General features: G+C 62.7%; 13 protein-coding genes. 8 read left to right on the top strand and 5 right to left on the bottom strand.

Annotated features, from left to right (window positions below; genetic code table 11):
* The first annotated feature begins 106 nt into the window (after positions 1-106).
* Positions 107-583, top strand: coding sequence for a MarR family winged helix-turn-helix transcriptional regulator (locus tag RAS12_RS27990; protein ID WP_306951656.1), 477 nt, complete (start codon positions 107-109; stop codon positions 581-583).
* On the opposite strand, the gene RAS12_RS27995 is transcribed toward RAS12_RS27990, so the two are convergent.
* Positions 580-1482 carry a DMT family transporter gene (locus RAS12_RS27995; RefSeq protein ID WP_306943550.1) on the bottom strand — a complete coding sequence of 301 codons (903 nt, stop codon included), beginning with the start codon at positions 1480-1482 and terminating at the stop codon, positions 580-582. The two genes, RAS12_RS27990 and RAS12_RS27995, sit on opposite strands and share 4 nt — an antisense overlap.
* Positions 1483-1715: 233 nt before the next feature.
* Here RAS12_RS27995 and RAS12_RS28000 point away from each other — a divergent pair, with 233 nt between their 5' ends.
* The 6 genes from RAS12_RS28000 to RAS12_RS28025 all read left to right on the top strand — a co-directional run bounded on the left by RAS12_RS28000 (position 1716) and on the right by RAS12_RS28025 (position 10185).
* Positions 1716-2066, top strand: a complete 351-nt coding sequence (locus tag RAS12_RS28000; RefSeq protein WP_306943552.1) for a hypothetical protein — start codon at positions 1716-1718, stop codon at positions 2064-2066.
* A 152-nt stretch (positions 2067-2218) separates the two neighbouring features.
* A complete protein-coding gene (locus RAS12_RS28005; protein WP_306943554.1) occupies positions 2219-3664 on the top strand; it encodes an SWIM zinc finger family protein in 1446 nt (481 codons plus the stop codon).
* A complete protein-coding gene (locus RAS12_RS28010) occupies positions 3661-5451 on the top strand; it encodes a DUF5691 domain-containing protein (protein WP_306943556.1) in 1791 nt (596 codons plus the stop codon). The genes RAS12_RS28005 and RAS12_RS28010 overlap by 4 nt, the downstream gene beginning before the upstream one ends.
* A 61-nt stretch (positions 5452-5512) precedes the next feature.
* Positions 5513-6595 carry an ATP-binding protein gene (locus RAS12_RS28015; RefSeq protein WP_306943558.1) on the top strand — a complete coding sequence of 361 codons (1083 nt, stop codon included), beginning with the start codon at positions 5513-5515 and terminating at the stop codon, positions 6593-6595.
* A 5-nt stretch (positions 6596-6600) separates the two neighbouring features.
* Positions 6601-8961: a DUF5682 family protein gene (locus RAS12_RS28020; RefSeq protein ID WP_306943560.1), complete on the top strand. Its 2361-nt coding sequence runs from the start codon at positions 6601-6603 to the stop codon at positions 8959-8961.
* A 27-nt stretch (positions 8962-8988) separates the two neighbouring features.
* Positions 8989-10185 carry a VWA domain-containing protein gene (locus RAS12_RS28025; protein ID WP_306951657.1) on the top strand — a complete coding sequence of 399 codons (1197 nt, stop codon included), beginning with the start codon at positions 8989-8991 and terminating at the stop codon, positions 10183-10185.
* Here RAS12_RS28025 and RAS12_RS28030 read toward each other — a convergent pair.
* The 4 genes from RAS12_RS28030 to RAS12_RS28045 all read right to left on the bottom strand — a co-directional run bounded on the left by RAS12_RS28030 (position 10169) and on the right by RAS12_RS28045 (position 13207).
* Positions 10169-10984, bottom strand: coding sequence for an AraC family transcriptional regulator (locus RAS12_RS28030; RefSeq protein WP_306943562.1), 816 nt, complete (start codon positions 10982-10984; stop codon positions 10169-10171). The genes RAS12_RS28025 and RAS12_RS28030 overlap by 17 nt on opposite strands.
* A gap of 115 nt (positions 10985-11099) precedes the next feature.
* On the bottom strand, positions 11100-11591 hold the full coding sequence (locus RAS12_RS28035; protein ID WP_306951659.1) for a hypothetical protein: 492 nt from the start codon (positions 11589-11591) through the stop codon (positions 11100-11102).
* The gene (locus tag RAS12_RS28040; RefSeq protein ID WP_306943563.1) at positions 11591-12139 is read right to left on the bottom strand and encodes a hypothetical protein; all 549 of its coding nucleotides are present in this window, start codon (positions 12137-12139) and stop codon (positions 11591-11593) included. Before RAS12_RS28040 ends, RAS12_RS28035 begins: the two co-directional genes overlap by 1 nt.
* A gap of 99 nt (positions 12140-12238) precedes the next feature.
* Positions 12239-13207, bottom strand: coding sequence for a LysR substrate-binding domain-containing protein (locus tag RAS12_RS28045; RefSeq protein WP_306943564.1), 969 nt, complete (start codon positions 13205-13207; stop codon positions 12239-12241).
* 106 nt (positions 13208-13313) lie between these two features.
* Between RAS12_RS28045 and RAS12_RS28050 the strand changes: the two genes are divergently transcribed.
* A complete protein-coding gene (locus RAS12_RS28050) occupies positions 13314-15614 on the top strand; it encodes an NADP-dependent malic enzyme (protein WP_306943566.1) in 2301 nt (766 codons plus the stop codon).
* The last annotated feature ends 163 nt before the right edge of the window (positions 15615-15777 follow it).

Consider the following 15777-nt stretch of genomic DNA (forward strand, 5'->3'; position numbering starts at 1 on the left):
AATTTACGTGCATATGCCAATATCTGTCAAGAATCGGCTGGACTCGCGCCTGCCATGGCAGTAGCGTAGTGTCCTTGCCGATCTTTCTTTGTCTGTACTCATCGCCATGTCCGCCGCTGATCCTTCCGTCCCCGCCATCGTTCCCGACCCCATGGTCTGCAACGGCGCTGCGCTGCGCAAAGCAACCCGCCGCGTGTCGCAGTTGTATGACACGGTGCTGGCGCCCTGCGGATTAAAAGTGTCGCAACATTCGATCCTGGTGCATATCGCGCGGGCCGGCACGCCGTCCATGACAGACCTTGCACGCGCCATGGTGTTGGACCGTTCTGCGTTGGCGCATAACCTGAAACCGTTGGAGCGCGATGGCTACGTGCAAATGGCGCGCGACGAGATCGATGGCCGAAGCCGCCGGGTGGCGCTGACAGACGCGGGCCGCGCCAAGCTGGCCGAATCCAAACGCTTGTGGAAAGACGCTCAGAACCGCTTTGAAGCAGCCTATGGCCAGGAACGCGCCGCCGCCTTGCGGCGCTCGCTTGCCGATATTTTTTCCGACGAGTTCGCCTTGGCGTTCAGCCGCGGCTAGCGCGACCGGAATTCGCGCCGTCCTTTGCGAGCCGGCCAGCCGAGCAGGACGACAGCTCCCAACACGCAAGCCATGCCCGCGAGTTGCGCCGGGGCCAGCGGCTCATCCAGCAAACCCGCCGCCAACCCGACGGCCGTGACCGGTGCCAATGCCGTGAAGAGCGCGGCCTCCGAACCCTTCACGCGTGCCGCGCCGGCATACCAAAGCAAGAAACCGCCCACCGTCGGCACTACCGCGTAGTACGCGACGGCCATCAAGGCATCACGGGATACGGAGTGCGTCCAGGGTGATTCCGTCAGGCAAGCCAGCGCCGAGAAGACGAATCCAAAACCGCTCATGATGGCGGACAGCGCCAGCGGCGGCACCGGCACGCGCAAGCGTTTGTTCAGCAGAATGAATAACCCTTCGCAGACAACCGCGCCCAGAATCAGCGCGTTGCCAATCAACGAGGACGAACCGCCCGCGCCAGCCGTATGGCGCGTCATCAGCCACACACCAAAACCAGCGCCAGCGATGGCGCCCAGCGTGGCTTTGTTCGGCCGTTCCCCCAGCAGCAAGATGGCGATCGCCGCAGTCACCAGCGGCAGCGTACCCAGAATGATGCCGCCGTCCACGGCCGATGCGCGTTGCAGTCCCGCAATCAACAAGGTTGTGTACCCGACACTGCCGGCGATGGCCTGCGCTGCCAGCAGCAGCCAATCGCGGCGGCCCAGCTTCGGCAGGCGGGCGCGGCAAGCCCACATCAGCAGCGCGAAGCACGGTAACGCGATGGCAAAGCGCAGGGCGGTCGCCGTAAACGGCGGCAGCCCCGCGCCAATGATCTTGCTGGCGACAACCGTGCTGCCTACCAGCGCCATCGCTGCCGCCAGGTAGCAATACCCCCGTGTCTGTCTGTTCATATGCATCTGTGCGCCGTCATTGGAAAGGCGCAGCGTAGAGCGGTGCGGCGCAGGCGTCTTGAACGAAATTGCAGCGGGAGCACGCTTCGTATTAGTACGAAACCCGTGCACGTACGGCGTCACGTTGCAGCGGTGCGGCTATGCTGGTCTCCAGGTCCTGGCGGACCGTCGTTCTTTCGCCTACCGCATTAGTCACCCAGCTCGATGCCTGTCGAGCGACGAAGGAGCTTGGTATGTATGAGTCAAAAGACCAGCCGGTGTTGTCGCGGCTGTTGTTCATTCGCCGTTTGTGTTGGCATGGTCTGCTGGTTTTGGCGCTGATTGTCTTTTCGGTTTTTCTGGGTGTAAGCGGCCTGCTGTATTTCGAACAGAAATTATCGTTTCACGATGCGCTGTTTGACTCCGCGATGATCCTGGGCGGGCTGGGACCCATCCACATGCCGCAAACGTCTGGCGGCAAGCTGTTCTTTGCTGGCTATGGGCTATACAACAATCTGGTGTTCGCCGCTTGCTTGGGCGTGATTCTGTCGCCTGTGGCGCATCGATTGCTGCACAAGTTTCACTACGACGAAAAGGACGCGTGAAAATCAGCCCTAATGGGCGAAACACCGGACGTTTCCTACAGATTTATGCCCGATTTCGGGGCATGATTTGGAAAGCAATGGTAGGCTCCCGGGCGTAAAAAGGCCGCGCTGCTATCCGTGGCATGTTGATTATTACCGGGCGGGGGAGTTGGGTGTCACGAGTATTAGGAACAGAAAGCGAAGTGCTGGCGCTGTCGCCTGACGCTTCGTCAAGCAAGGCTGCGCAAGGTTTGCGGTTGCCGGGAAAATGGCCTTCCACCGGCAGCAATGATGTGGCGGTCTGGGGCGAGTGCCAGGGTAGCGGCAGCAAACCCTACCAGACGCAGGTGGACCTGTCCGGGCCGTCTTTCAAGTGCTCCTGCCCCAGCCGCAAATTTCCCTGCAAGCATGGGCTGGCGTTGATGCTGCTGCGCGCTGGCGGCCAGGTGCCCGAAGGAAGCGAGCCGCCTGTGTGGGTGCAAACCTGGCTGGACAGCCGCCAGGAAAAGGCCGAGAAAAAAGAGGCCAAAGCCGTCCAGGCGGCTGCGCCGGCTGATCCGCAAGCAGCGGCGCAGCAGCAGGCAAGGCGTGAGAACAAGCGCTGGGAGAAGGCAGACGCAGGTCTGCAGGAATTGTCGTTGTGGATGCAGGACATGGTGCGAAGCGGCTTGGCCAATCAGGCCAGCAATGCTCAGGCGCGCCAGCGCTGGAACACCATGGCTGCACGCATGGTCGATGCGCAGGCGCCGGGCTTGGCAGCGCGCATCAAAGAGTGCTGGGATTGGGTGGATAGCCATCCGGGCTGGCCGCGTGATGTCCTGGCTCAAATGGGCCACTGGCAATTGATTGTGGACGCTGTGCGCCGCCGCGACACACTTGGGCCTCAAGTCAAAACCGATGTCATGGCTGCGCTGGGCTGGCCGATGGACAAAGCCGAAGTGCAGGCCGCGGGCCTTGAGGTCGATGACGAGTGGGTGGTGGCGGGGCTGTACACCACAGAGCGTGAAGGCCGCTTGATGGAGCGCCGTGTGTGGTTGCAAGGCCTGCATAGCGGACGAATGGCTCTGGTATTGGACTATGCACAGGGCGGACGCGGCTTTGAGTCTGCCTGGATGATGGGCCGCCACTACCGGTGCGCATTGCATTTTTACCCGGGCAATGCACCGCTGCGTGCCATTGCTGCCAGCGGCAATGGCGCGGCCATGAATGCCCAGGATGCACAGCCGCTGACGGATTCCGCAACAAGCAGCGGCTTGCTGCAGCTGAGCCAGCGTATTGCCGCCAACCCATTGCAAGCCATTCAACCCTTATGGCGCGCCAATGTCCGGCTTACTGCCGTGGAAGGCGAATGGTTTGCCGCCTGGCCTGAATACCAAGAGGAATCCACCACCTTGGCCGCATCGACAGCGTCTCTGCCTGTGCCAGCCGCTATACCCGATGCCGACGCGTGGCAGTTGCTGGCGCTGACCGGGGGCGCACCCATGCAACTATTCGGCGAGTGGGAATCGGGGCCGCAACTGGGCCGCTGGCGCCTCCTGAGCGCCTGGCAAACGCGCCAGGGAGATCTGGGGCAGTCCGCACAGCAGTGCATTTGGCACAACCAGGGTGAAACCGTATGAGCAATGCGCAACTTTGGGCTGCATTGCAGCAATCGGCCATGGTGGGGGCTGACAGGCTGCCCGTGGCTCAGGCCCTTGGCGCTGGCGTGGATGCGACGGCGCCAGCCTCGCGTCAGGCCCTGCAGGCGGCCTTGTTTCCCTCCGCCGATTCTTCCTTGCCAGATTCGCCCGCCGCGCAGTTGCTGCGCGCCAGCGCCTTGGCGGCGGTGTTCGAACGCGCGGGCTGGCAGCCTGGCGCGCACGTCGCGTTGGCGGGGGCATTCATCTTGCCCGCGGCGGCGCCTGAAGAAGCCCGCCCTGCGCCAGATGATGCGGGGTTGCAGGCATTGATGCGCGATGCGCTTGAGCACGGTCCTCTCGATCTGCAGGCATCCATGCTGCGTACCTTGGGCCAGGCAGGGCAGCGCCTGTCCCATGACATGGTGGTGGTGGCGCTGGAGCAGGGCCGCCAGTCTGTGGAACTGCGCCATTGGCTGGCCCCCGTGCTGGGCGAGCGCGGCCGGTGGCTGGGTTCACTCAATCCGCAATGGGCCTATGCCGCCGGAGTTGAGGAAACTGCTGATCCTGAGTTGATCTGGCAGGAGGGCTCAGTTGATCAACGCGTGGCCCTCCTTCGCGGCGAGCGTCAAGACGACCCCGCGCGTGCACGCTCGCGGCTTGAGGCCAGTTTGAAGGAACTCAACGCCAAGGAGCGTCTGCCCCTGGTGCAGGCGTTGGAGGTACAACTCAGCCACGATGACGAACCTTTGCTGGAAAAGCTGCTGACGGACCGAAGCAAAGACGTTCGCGAAAACGCCGCGCAACTGCTTTCATGCCTGTCTGACAGCGCGCACAGCCTGCGCGTGACGGGCTGGATGCGCGCCATGCTCCAGCAGGATGGGAAAGGCGAGTGGATCGTTGAGCCGCCAGAGGAAGGCGCCAAGGAATGGGAGCGCGATGGCATCGCGCTACAGCCCTCGCAGTTCCACCGAGGCGGCACGAAGGCTTGGCTGCTACAGCAGATCGTTGAACTTACGCCACTGTGTTTCTGGACTCGCACTTTGGGAAAAACTCCCATGGAGCTGATGGAGTGGAGCAAGCGCAGCGACTGGAAAACCGCGCTGCGTCAGGGTTGGCTGCAAGCGCTGCGCTACCAACTCGATGCGCAGTGGATCGACGCCGCAGAGCTGATGGGACGTGATATGCGCATGGATACGCTGATGCCAGCGCTGATGGCGAAGCTGTCGGGGCCCGAGCGCGAGCAGCGCTGGCTCACGCAGTTCGAGCGCGACAAAGGGAAGCTGATCGAGGCCATCGAAAGCATGGCGCAGTCCGTCCCGCGTACGCAGCAACTGTCGCGCGATCTATCAGTGCGGCTAGTCAATGCGTTGCATAACGCGTTGGGCGGTAAGCAGGTTACAGGCTCTTGGAATGGCTATCAGGCTGTTCACGCACTACTCGCCTGCGCAAAAATTATTGATGTGAACGAACTTCCAGGATTCGCCGCGCTATGGCGTGCGCCTGCGGCCGAATCGCCTCAGGATGCAGCGGCTGCCGTGTCGGAAGGCAGCAGCCCATCCATCGTGGCGCGTACTCTCGCGCGTCTTACGGGTTTTCTTGGAAAACCCGCGCAAGCCGATGCATCCAGTGAGCCCGCAATCCCCCTTACGCCGGAACAACAGGACAAGCTGGAACGCAGCCGCATGCGCCCCTGGGACGACGAGAATGTGCTTGCCCAGCTAGAGCGCTTCGTCAATTTGCGTCTAAGCCTGCACCATGCGTATCCCGCCCTGCAGGCTAAAGCCTGAACCGGCGCCCCAATCCGTTCTATACCGAATTCAACCTTCAATTCATCCGGGAAGCACTTCCATGAGCCAAGTCCTACGCCAGCATGCCGAGCAGCAATTCGCCGAGGAGCTTGAAGTCCTGCGCCAGCTTGACGACCGCCTGCGTCCGCCTAACTGGAAACTCTCGCCCTGGGCCGTATTGCAGTACCTGATGGGTGGCAAGCTCAACAACGGTTTCGAAGTCAGTCCCAAGTACATCGGAAATCCACGCCTGATGGAGATCGCCGTCTCTACACTGGCAACCGACCGCGCGCTGCTGTTGTACGGGGTGCCGGGAACGGCCAAGTCTTGGGTGTCTGAACACCTGGCGGCCGCTGTCAGCGGCGATTCCACCATGCTGGTTCAAGGTACTGCCGGCACCAGTGAGGAACAGCTGCGCTATGGCTGGAACTACGCCCAATTGCTGGCCCACGGCCCTTCCGAGAAGGCGTTGATTCCCAGTCCTCTGGTCAATGCCATGAAGCTCGGCAAGATTGCGCGGATCGAAGAACTCACGCGCATTCCCGCCGATGTGCAAGACACCTTGATCACCGTGCTCTCCGAAAAGACGCTGCCGGTGCCGGAGCTGGGATCGGAAGTGCAGGCAGTGCAAGGCTTTTCGGTCATCGCCACGGCTAACAACCGGGACAAGGGCGTGAATGAACTGTCCAGCGCGCTTAAGCGCCGCTTCAATACGGTGGTTTTGCCTGTGCCTGCCTCGCAGGACGAAGAGGTGCAGATCGTCACCAAACGCGTGGCCGAACAGGGGCGCGCCCTGGCGCTTCCGACCGAGCCGCCGGCTTTGCAGGAAGTGCGCCGTGTGGTGCAGATCTTCCGCGAATTGCGCAGCGGCCAAACCGAGGACGGCAAGAGCGTGCGGGTCAAGTCCCCCAGCAGCACCTTGTCCACGGCCGAGGCTATCTCCGTGATCAACAGCGGCATGGCGTTGGCCGGCCATTTTGGCGATGGCGTGTTGCGTGCGGGTGATGTCGCATCGGGTCTGTTGGGCGCTGTGATCAAAGACCCCGTGCAGGACACAGTGGTCTGGAAGGAATACCTGGAGACCGTCGTCAAAGAACGCAGCGACTGGAAAGACCTGTACCGCGCCTGCCGCGAGCAACTGTAATACCCATGACCATCGCCACACCGTTCCATTTCTTTGGCATACGGCACCACGGCCCGGGCTGCGCGCGCAGCCTGCTGCAGGCGCTAGAACAACTGCAGCCCGATTGCCTGCTGGTTGAAGGCCCGCCGGAAGGCGAGCCTCTGCTACCCATCCTGCAGCATGCTGATTTACGCCCGCCCGTGGCTTTACTGGTCTACGTACAGGATCAGCCTTCCCACGCGGCGTTCTATCCCTACGCGGAGTTTTCGCCGGAGTGGCAAGCCCTGCAATGGGCGGCGCGGCAGGGCGTGGCCACCCGCTACATCGATCTGCCGCAGACCCACCGCATGGCGTTGGACATCGAAGAGCGGGCACGCATCAAAGAGGCCGATTCGCCGGATGCTGGCGATGATGCGTCCGATCCCAGTGATATGTCCGCTTTGCCGCAGGAGCCGCCTCCGTACGATCCTCTTGACCTGCTTGCCGAAGCGGCGGGGTACCCCGAAGGCGAAAGCTGGTGGAACCGTATGGTTGAAGAACGGGGCGATGGGGCCACGCTCTTCGAGGGTATCGCCGAGGCGATGGACGTTGTGCGCGCCGAGCTGCCCAATGAGACGCGTGGCGAACGGTATGCCGGGCGCGAGGCGCTGCGCGAAGCATGGATGCGCCAATGCATGCGCGAAGCCGTCAAGGCTGGACACCAGCGCATCGCCGTGGTCTGCGGCGCCTGGCATGTGCCTGCGCTGCAGGCGCAAGTGACAGCCAAGGCCGACAACGCTTTGATCAAGGGATTGCCCAAGGTCAAGGTCCAGGCCACGTGGGCGCCCTGGACCTATCGCAATCTCAGTAGCGCCAGCGGTTACGGCGCTGGCGTGGATTCGCCAGGCTGGTACGAGCATCTGTGGCAGTCGTCGGCAGCGCCCTCCGGCACCTTGCGCACGGTCGGGTGGCTGACCCGCGTTGCGCGTCTGCTGCGCTCCCGCGACCTGGATTGTTCCAGCGCCCATATCATCGAGGCCACGCGCCTGGCGGAAAGCCTGGCAGCGCTGCGTGGCCACGCGCACCCCAGCCTGTCCGAGCTGAACGAGGCCATTGTCACTGTCATCTGCATGGGCGACTCCGCGCCGCTGCGCCTGATAGAGCAAGAACTCAGCGTGGGCGACCGGCTCGGCGGCGTACCCGCCGATGTACCGCATGTGCCACTGCAACGCGATATCGAGCAGCAGCAAAAGAGCCTGCGTCTCAAGCCCGAGGCGGCAACTAAAGTGTTGGCCTTGGATTTGCGCAAAGACCTCGACCGCGAACGTAGCCAGTTCCTGCACCGTCTGCGTCTGCTCGGGATTGCGTGGGGCGACATTGCCACGGACCAGCAGCGCAACCGCGGTACCTTCCGCGAGACTTGGCAACTGCAATGGGACCCCGAACTTGTTGTTCGCATCATCGAGGCCAGCCGCTACGGCTCCACGCTAGAGCAGGCAGCCACGGCCAAGGTGCGGCAAAGTCTGGACGCGGATACGCCGCTGCCCTTGGTGGCCCAAGCCGTGGATGATGCCTTGCTTGCTGATTTGCCGTATCTGGTCGACGCCTTGATGCGCGATTTGACTGACCGTTCGGCCAGCACCGCAGATGTGGCGGAGCTGCTGCGATCGTTGCCTCCTCTAGCCAATGTCTATCGCTATGGCAGCGTGCGTCAGACCGATACCGCGGCGCTGGCCAAGGTCATCGACAGTCTTGCGTTGCGCGCCGCGATTGGCTTGTCTGTCGCCTGCATGGCGCTTGACGAAGACGCCGCCAGCCGTATGCAAGCCGTGGTGCTTAGCGCCCACGAAGCTTTGCATCTGCGTGATGCGCAAACCTTGCGCGACGCGTGGCACGCCGCGTTACGCAGTCTGGCCCTGGGCGACGCGGCCGCAGCCTTGCTGCGCGGCATGGCCAGCCGCTTGCTGCTGGATGCTCGCGAGTTGGACAGCGAAGACGTGTCAGTTCAGTTGGCCCGCAACTTGTCTTTGGGCGTGCCTCCGTCTGACGCTGCGGCGTGGTTGGATGGATTTCTTAACCGCCAGGCGCTGGTGCTGCTGCATGACGAAGCGATCTGGGGAGCCGTTGACGCCTGGCTTTCGCAACTGGGCGAGACGCAGTTCGTCCAGATTCTGCCTCTGGTGCGGCGAAGCTTTTCGGCTTTCTCCAACCATGATCGCCAGAGTCTGGGCGAAAAAGCCAAACGCTCGCTGTCGCAGACTGGCGTCACGGCTGCTGTTGCTGTCTCTGCGGCGGGCGCCGCCGCGGCATGGGACGAAAAGCGGGCCGCAAGCGCTATTGCCGTCTTGAATGAGCTGCTGGGTCTGAATCTACCCGCAGAACTGCTGTCCAGTCCGCAGGAGGCCTGAGCCGTGAATCACATTGCTTCTTCACCAATTGGCGATACCGATGCTCCGCTGGCCGCAAGCGGCGAGACCGATTCGCCGCCCACCACGCGCGCGCAACGTTGGCGTCTGGTTTTGGGCCAACCCGCCGAGGCCAGTTGCGGCGGCGTGGCGGGAGAAATTGCCGAGATGGACAAAGCGCTGAGCGCGCTCTACGAACCCGACGCAGGATTGGGACGCCGTGGGGGACGCGGCGACTCGTCACCCAGCGTGGCGCGCTGGCTGGGCGATATCCGCAAGTACTTTCCCAGTCAGGTGGTGCAGGTCATGCAGCGCGACGCGATGGAACGCCTGAACTTGCGCGAGCTGATGCTGCAACCTGAAATGCTTGAACATGTGCAGCCTGATGTCCATCTGGTCGCTGACCTGATTTCCCTGGGGTCGGTCATTCCGCAGAACACCAAGGAGACGGCGCGCATGGTGGTGCGCAAGGTCGTCGACGATCTGATGCGGCGCCTGGAAGACCCCATGCGCAGCGCCGTATCGGGCGCGCTGGACAGGAGTCAGCGCAACCGTCGTCCGCGCCATGCCGAAATTGATTGGAACCGCACCATACGCGCCAACCTGCGTCACTGGCAGCCCGACTACCGCACTATCGTGCCCGAGACGCTGATCGGCTATGGGCGCAAGGCCAGGCGTCCCCAGCGCGAAGTCATACTTTGCGTAGATCAAAGCGGGTCCATGGCCAGCTCTGTGGTGTATTCCAGCATTTTTGCCGCTGTAATGGCCAGCCTGCCTGCCGTCCAAACTCGACTGGTGGTCTTCGATACCGCAGTCGTCGATCTGACTGACGAGCTCGCCGACCCCGTGGATGTATTGTTCGGCGTGCAACTTGGCGGTGGAACCGATATCAATGGCGCCGTCGGGTATTGCCAGGGTTTGATCAGCGAGCCGCGCAACACCATTGTCGTGCTCATCTCCGACCTGTACGAAGGCGGCGTGGAAAACGGGCTGCTGAGGCGAGCCGCTGAACTTGTGGAGTCTGGTGTGCAGTTCATTACGCTGCTGGCGCTCAGCGACGAAGGCGCGCCTGCCTATGATGGCCAGCTTGCGGCAAAGCTGGCCGCTTTGGGCGTGCCATCGTTTGCTTGCACGCCGGATGCGTTTCCACAGTTGATGGCGGCCGCCATTCGCCGGGATGATGTCGCGGCGTGGGCGGCCGGGCAGGGTTTCAAGACCAGCAAATAGCGTAACGTCCCGGTGACACGCCATACGTCCGCACAAACAGGCGGGTCATGTGGCTTTGGTCGGCAAAGCCGCTGGCGGCGGCTGCGTCCGCCAGCGGCATGCCCAGGCGGATAAGGCTGCGTGTCAGCAATAGCCGGCGTTGCACCTGATACGCATGCGGCGTCAGTCCAGTGGCGCGGGCAAACGCGCGCAGCGTCTGATAGCGGCTCAAGCCGCTTGCGCTTGCCAGATCGGCAAGCGTCAGGGCGGCGGCCGGATCATCATCGATCAGCGCGCGCGCGTGGCGGATGGCGGCGGGCGCACCTTGATTGGCTGGCGAGTCTTGGCGGGCGTGTTGGGCATAAGGGCTGTGCGCCTGCGCCAGAACGCGAAGCAGCAAGGCATCGCAGGCGAGTGGCGCAGCGCCCGTTGTGGCGTGGGCGTACAGCGCCATCACATCGCTTGCCAGGTCTGGCTGATCCCGGGCGGGGTGCTCGAATTCGTATTGGTGGCCGTTCGCGATCAGATCTGCCGCGGCGTGCGCCACGATATCCCTATCCAGGTACAGCATCTGCCAGGCGCGCATGCCGCCACCGATGGGTGCGCCATCGTGGACTTCGCCAGGGTTGACCGTGATGACGTGACCGGGACCGGCCTCTACCTGGCCGCGCCCGCTGTGCGAGACCTGCGCGCCCAAGCGCATCACGCCTATTCCAAACTGATCATGCGTATGCCGCGCGAACGCGCGCCCGCTGTGCGCGGCCACGGCTTCTACGCCGGCAAGCGCGCTGCGTTGCATGATGAATTGGCCAGAGTTCATAGGCGTTGAAAACGCGGGCGTGGCGGGAAAAACAGGGGCAATTTCAGGCCGGATGCCAGGGGCAATCCGGCCAGGGTTAGACCAGTATCGCTTGCGCAGGCCTACGCGATCAAGCTTATTGCAGGCCGTTCCAGCGTGCCACGGAAGGTTCGGCGGCGGCCCATTTCCACTGTCCGTTCTGCTGGCGGCAGATCAGGCTGGTGTAGGCGGGGGCGGGCGCGTTCTCTTCTTCGATAGTGAAAAGCACTTCGCGGCAGCGCGTGAGCGGCGAGTCGATTTCCCGCACTACTTGAATGCCTCCGCGTTCATTGCCGACAGGCAGCGCATGACGGATCTGCCATTGGCGGATCTGACCGATGGGCAATTCCCCCGCCGCGTTGGCCATGACATTTTGCTGATCGTTTTTCCATTCGCGCAGCACGTACTTCACTGTCGCGTCGACAACCGCTTGCACGGTGACGCCAATGGCATAACCCGCCACCGGATTGGCGGTCGCGGCGCCGCTGACCGTACCGACGATTGCGCCGGTCGCGCCGCCGATGGATGAACTCTGGCAACCGCTTAACGTGACGCTGGCGGCCAGGGCCAACAGGCAAACCCGGCGCATCACTGCAAGGACCCCCAGCGCGCCGTGGCCGGCTCGGCGCTGGCCCAGCGCCAGTGCTCGCCGTCACGGCAGACAGTCGTGACGTAGAACTCGCGCAGCGGTTCGGCGCCAGCCTTCTCCGCAGGCGTGTCGATCGAAAAAACGACTTCCTTGCATTCCAGGCCCACGCCGCCAATCAGACGGCTGACGGACACCTGGCCCCGCGCATCGTTTTCAATAGGAATCTGGTGCTTGACGTTCCAGGACGCCACGCTGCCGACAGACAGCGGTCCGGCAGCGCTGGCAATTGCGTCCTGTTCTTCACCACGGGTTTTGCGTTGCGCATAGGCCAGGGCGGCTTTGGCGCCTGCCTGCACGCCCAGGCCGATGCCGGTGGCTACGGTGGCGTTGTCGGTGACTTTGTTGGCAATGGCGGTACCGGCGATACCGGCGCCTGCGCCAGTGCCTTCACTAAGCAATGAGTTGCAGCCCGACAGCAGGGTCAGCGCGGCAAGGCTGAGCAGGGCAATCGCGCCGCGGCCTGCGGCGGCGTGCGTAAAGGTGAACAAGCTGCGTGCCCTCCTGGCATGAAATCTGGCGCGGCAAGTATAGGAGGGCGCGCCGCCGCGTGGACGCGGCGTTTGCATTTCTTAGCAATTCAGCGCGCCTTAGAAAGCAGGGCGCGCCCCTTTGGTATACGCCTCGCGCAGTGCGGCGGCAAAGAGCGCGTCAACGTTGCGGCGCAGTCCATCCGATCGGGTAAACAGCGAGATCGGCGGCAAAGTCCAGTCAAAGGAATAGGGCACGATGGCCGCGCCCGCGATGCGCACAAGCTCGTCGGCGATATCGGCAGGCAGGATCGACACGGCGCGGTCACTGGCGACAATCATTTCGCCAATCAGCTTGGACGAATCGCTTTGCACCGATGGTGTGGGAGGCGCCAGGCCCGCACGCAGAAAAATGTCGGCCACCTGCTCTCGGATCGGGCTGCCCGGCGTGCCCAGAATCCAGTCCAGGTCGGCCAGCCGGTTCCATTCCAGGCGCGATCTGCCCAGACGGGCAGCCAGCCGCCGGCTGGCAATCAGGCGGGGTTGCTGGTGGTACAGCACCTCGAAATCGATATTGCTCAGCTCCACCGACGGGGTCGCCCAGCCCACCACGATGTCCAGCGTGTGGTCGCGCAGCTGGCGCAACAGGGCAGGCCCCTGGCCTTCGTGGATGGTGGCAGTGATCTGCCGCCCCTGCGGCAAGGTGCGGCTGATGGCGCCCGACAGCATCTGGCCCGACACAAAGGGAATGACGCCAATATGCAGATGCGCGGCGTGGCCTGCGGCGACAGCCTCCATTTCCTGGACCAGATGGCCCAGGTCGTGGATCAGACCGCGCGCGCGGGCCAGCACGACCGCGCCCAGGGGGGTGGGCGTCATTCCGCGGACCGAGCGTTCAAACAGCGGCACGTCAAACATGCTTTCCAATTCGGCCAGCGCATTGGTCACGGCAGGCTGGCTGGTGGCCATATGTTCCGCCACCCGCGTGAGCGACCCATGCTGCTCAATTTGCAACAGCAGCACCAGATGGCGCATTTTCAGACGAGTCGTCAGTTTGCGAATGACCTCGTCCGGATTAAAGGGTGTCATAGACAAGGCATAAGTTAATGGTGATGGGACAATATTAAATCCGAATAAACACCTTATGTCTTCGGACCTAGAATTTTTGCATATTCAAGACAGGAGGCTTTGCCCCATGAACACGCAATCGGACCGCCAGGCAGCATTGGACTATCACGAGTTCCCCACCCCGGGGAAGATTTCAGTGGTGGCGTCCAAGCCGCTCGTCAATCAGCGCGACCTGGCCCTGGCGTATTCGCCCGGCGTGGCCGCTGCTTGCGAAGAAATCGTGGCGGACCCGGCCAATGTGTATCGATACACCGCGCGCGGCAACCTGGTGGGCGTGATCACCAACGGCACCGCTGTGCTGGGCTTGGGCAATATTGGCGCGCTGGCTTCCAAGCCGGTGATGGAAGGCAAGGCGGTCTTGTTCAAGAAGTTCGCCGGCCTGGATGTGTTTGACATCGAAATCAACGAAACCGACCCGGACAAGCTGGTCGAGATCATTGCCGGCCTGGAAGCCACCTTTGGCGGCATCAACCTGGAAGACATCAAGGCCCCGGAATGCTTCACCGTCGAGCGCAAGCTCCGTGAACGCATGAAGATCCCGGTCTTCCATGACGATCAGCACGGCACTGCCATTACCGTCTCGGCCGCTTTCATCAACGGCCTGAAGGTCGTGGGCAAAGACATCAAGACGGTCAAAGTTGTGACCTCTGGCGCAGGCGCTGCCGCGCTGGCGTGCCTGGACCTGATGGTGGACCTGGGTCTGCCGCTGGAAAACATCTGGGTCACCGACATCGAAGGCGTGGTGTACGAAGGCCGTACCGTATTGATGGACCCGGACAAGGCGCGCTTTGCCCAAAAGACGGACGCCCGCAAGCTGGCCGAAGTGATCCATGACGCTGACGTGTTCCTGGGCCTGTCGGCCGGTGGCGTGCTGAAGCCGGAAATGGTTGCCGTGATGGGGCCGCGTCCGTTGATCCTGGCGCTGGCCAACCCTACGCCCGAAATCCTGCCAGAAGTGGCGCACGGCGTGCGCGACGATGTGGTCATGGCGACTGGCCGTTCGGATTACCCGAACCAGGTCAACAACGTGCTGTGCTTTCCCTACATCTTCCGTGGCGCGCTGGACGTGGGCGCAACCACCATCACCCGTGAAATGGAAATGGCGGCGGTGTATGCCATCGCCCAGTTGGCGGAAGAAGAACAAAATGAAGTCGTGGCTGCCGCTTACGGCACCTACGACATTTCGTTCGGCCCTGAATACCTGATTCCCAAGCCGTTTGATCCTCGTCTGATTGTGCGTATTGCCCCGGCTGTGGCTAAAGCTGCAATGGACGGCGGCGTGGCCACACGTCCGCTGGCGGATCTGGAAGCCTACGAAGAACAGTTGCAGCAGTTCGTGTACCACTCGGGCGCGTTCATGAAGCCGCTGTTCTCGGCGGCCAAGCGCATCGTGCGCGGCGGTGGCAAATCGCGCATCGTGTTCACCGAAGGCGAAGACGAACGCGTCTTGCGCGCGGTGCAGGTGATCGTCGATGAAGGTCTGGCTCGCCCCATCCTGGTGGGCCGTCCTGCGGTGCTGCTGTCGCGCATCGAGAAGTTCGGTTTGCGTCTGCGCCTGGGCGAAGACGTGGAAGTCACCAACCCGGAATACGACGAACGCTTCCATCAGTACTGGACGACGTACTGGGAATTGATGAGCCGCCGCGGCATTACCAAGGAAATGGCGCGCGTGGAAATGCGCCGCCGCCTGACCTTGATCGGCGCGATGATGGTGCACCTGGGCGATGCCGACGGCATGGTCTGCGGCACCGTGGGCGCCTATCACGATCACCTGCGTTTTGTGGATGAAGTGATCGGCCGCCGCCCTGGCGACAATGTCTACGCTGCCATGAACATCCTGCTGCTCAACGAGCGCACGGTCGTGCTGGTGGATACCCACGTGAACGATGAACCTTCGGCCGAACAGATCGCTGAATTCACGGTGATGGCGGCCCAGGCAATGGCGCGCATGAACCTGGCGCCCAAGGTCGCATTGTTGTCGCGTTCGAATTTTGGTTCCGGCAGCTCGGCGTCGGGCGCGAAGATGCGCCGCGCGCTGGAACTGGTGCGCGAACGCGCTCCTGCCCTGGAAGTCGATGGCGAAATGCACGGCGACTGCGCGCTGGATGAAGCGCTGCGCATGCGTATCCTGCCGTCGTCCACGCTCAAGGGCGAAGCCAATCTGCTGGTCTGCCCGAATGTGGATTCCGGCAACATCGCCTACAACCTGCTCAAGACAGCTGCAGGCGGTAACGTGGCTGTCGGCCCGTTCCTGCTGGGCGCCAATGCCCCGGTGCACATCCTGACATCGAGCTCGACCGTGCGCCGCATCATCAACATGACCGCCATGACGGTGCTGGACGCCAACCGGATCGAAACCGGGGCGTAAGCGCCAAACGTCGATGAACGCAAAGCCGCTAAGCTAAACCTTGGCGGCTTTTTCTTTGGGCGGTCCGGGCAGCGCGGGCTGACTTATGTGAGTACTCTGCCCCATCCGCCAAGCCGCGATCCAACAAAAAAAGCCCCGAAGGGCTTTCCTGATCGCAGGAGGC

It is taken from the genome of Achromobacter seleniivolatilans (assembly GCF_030864005.1).
GTDB lineage: Bacteria > Pseudomonadota > Gammaproteobacteria > Burkholderiales > Burkholderiaceae_B > Achromobacter > Achromobacter seleniivolatilans.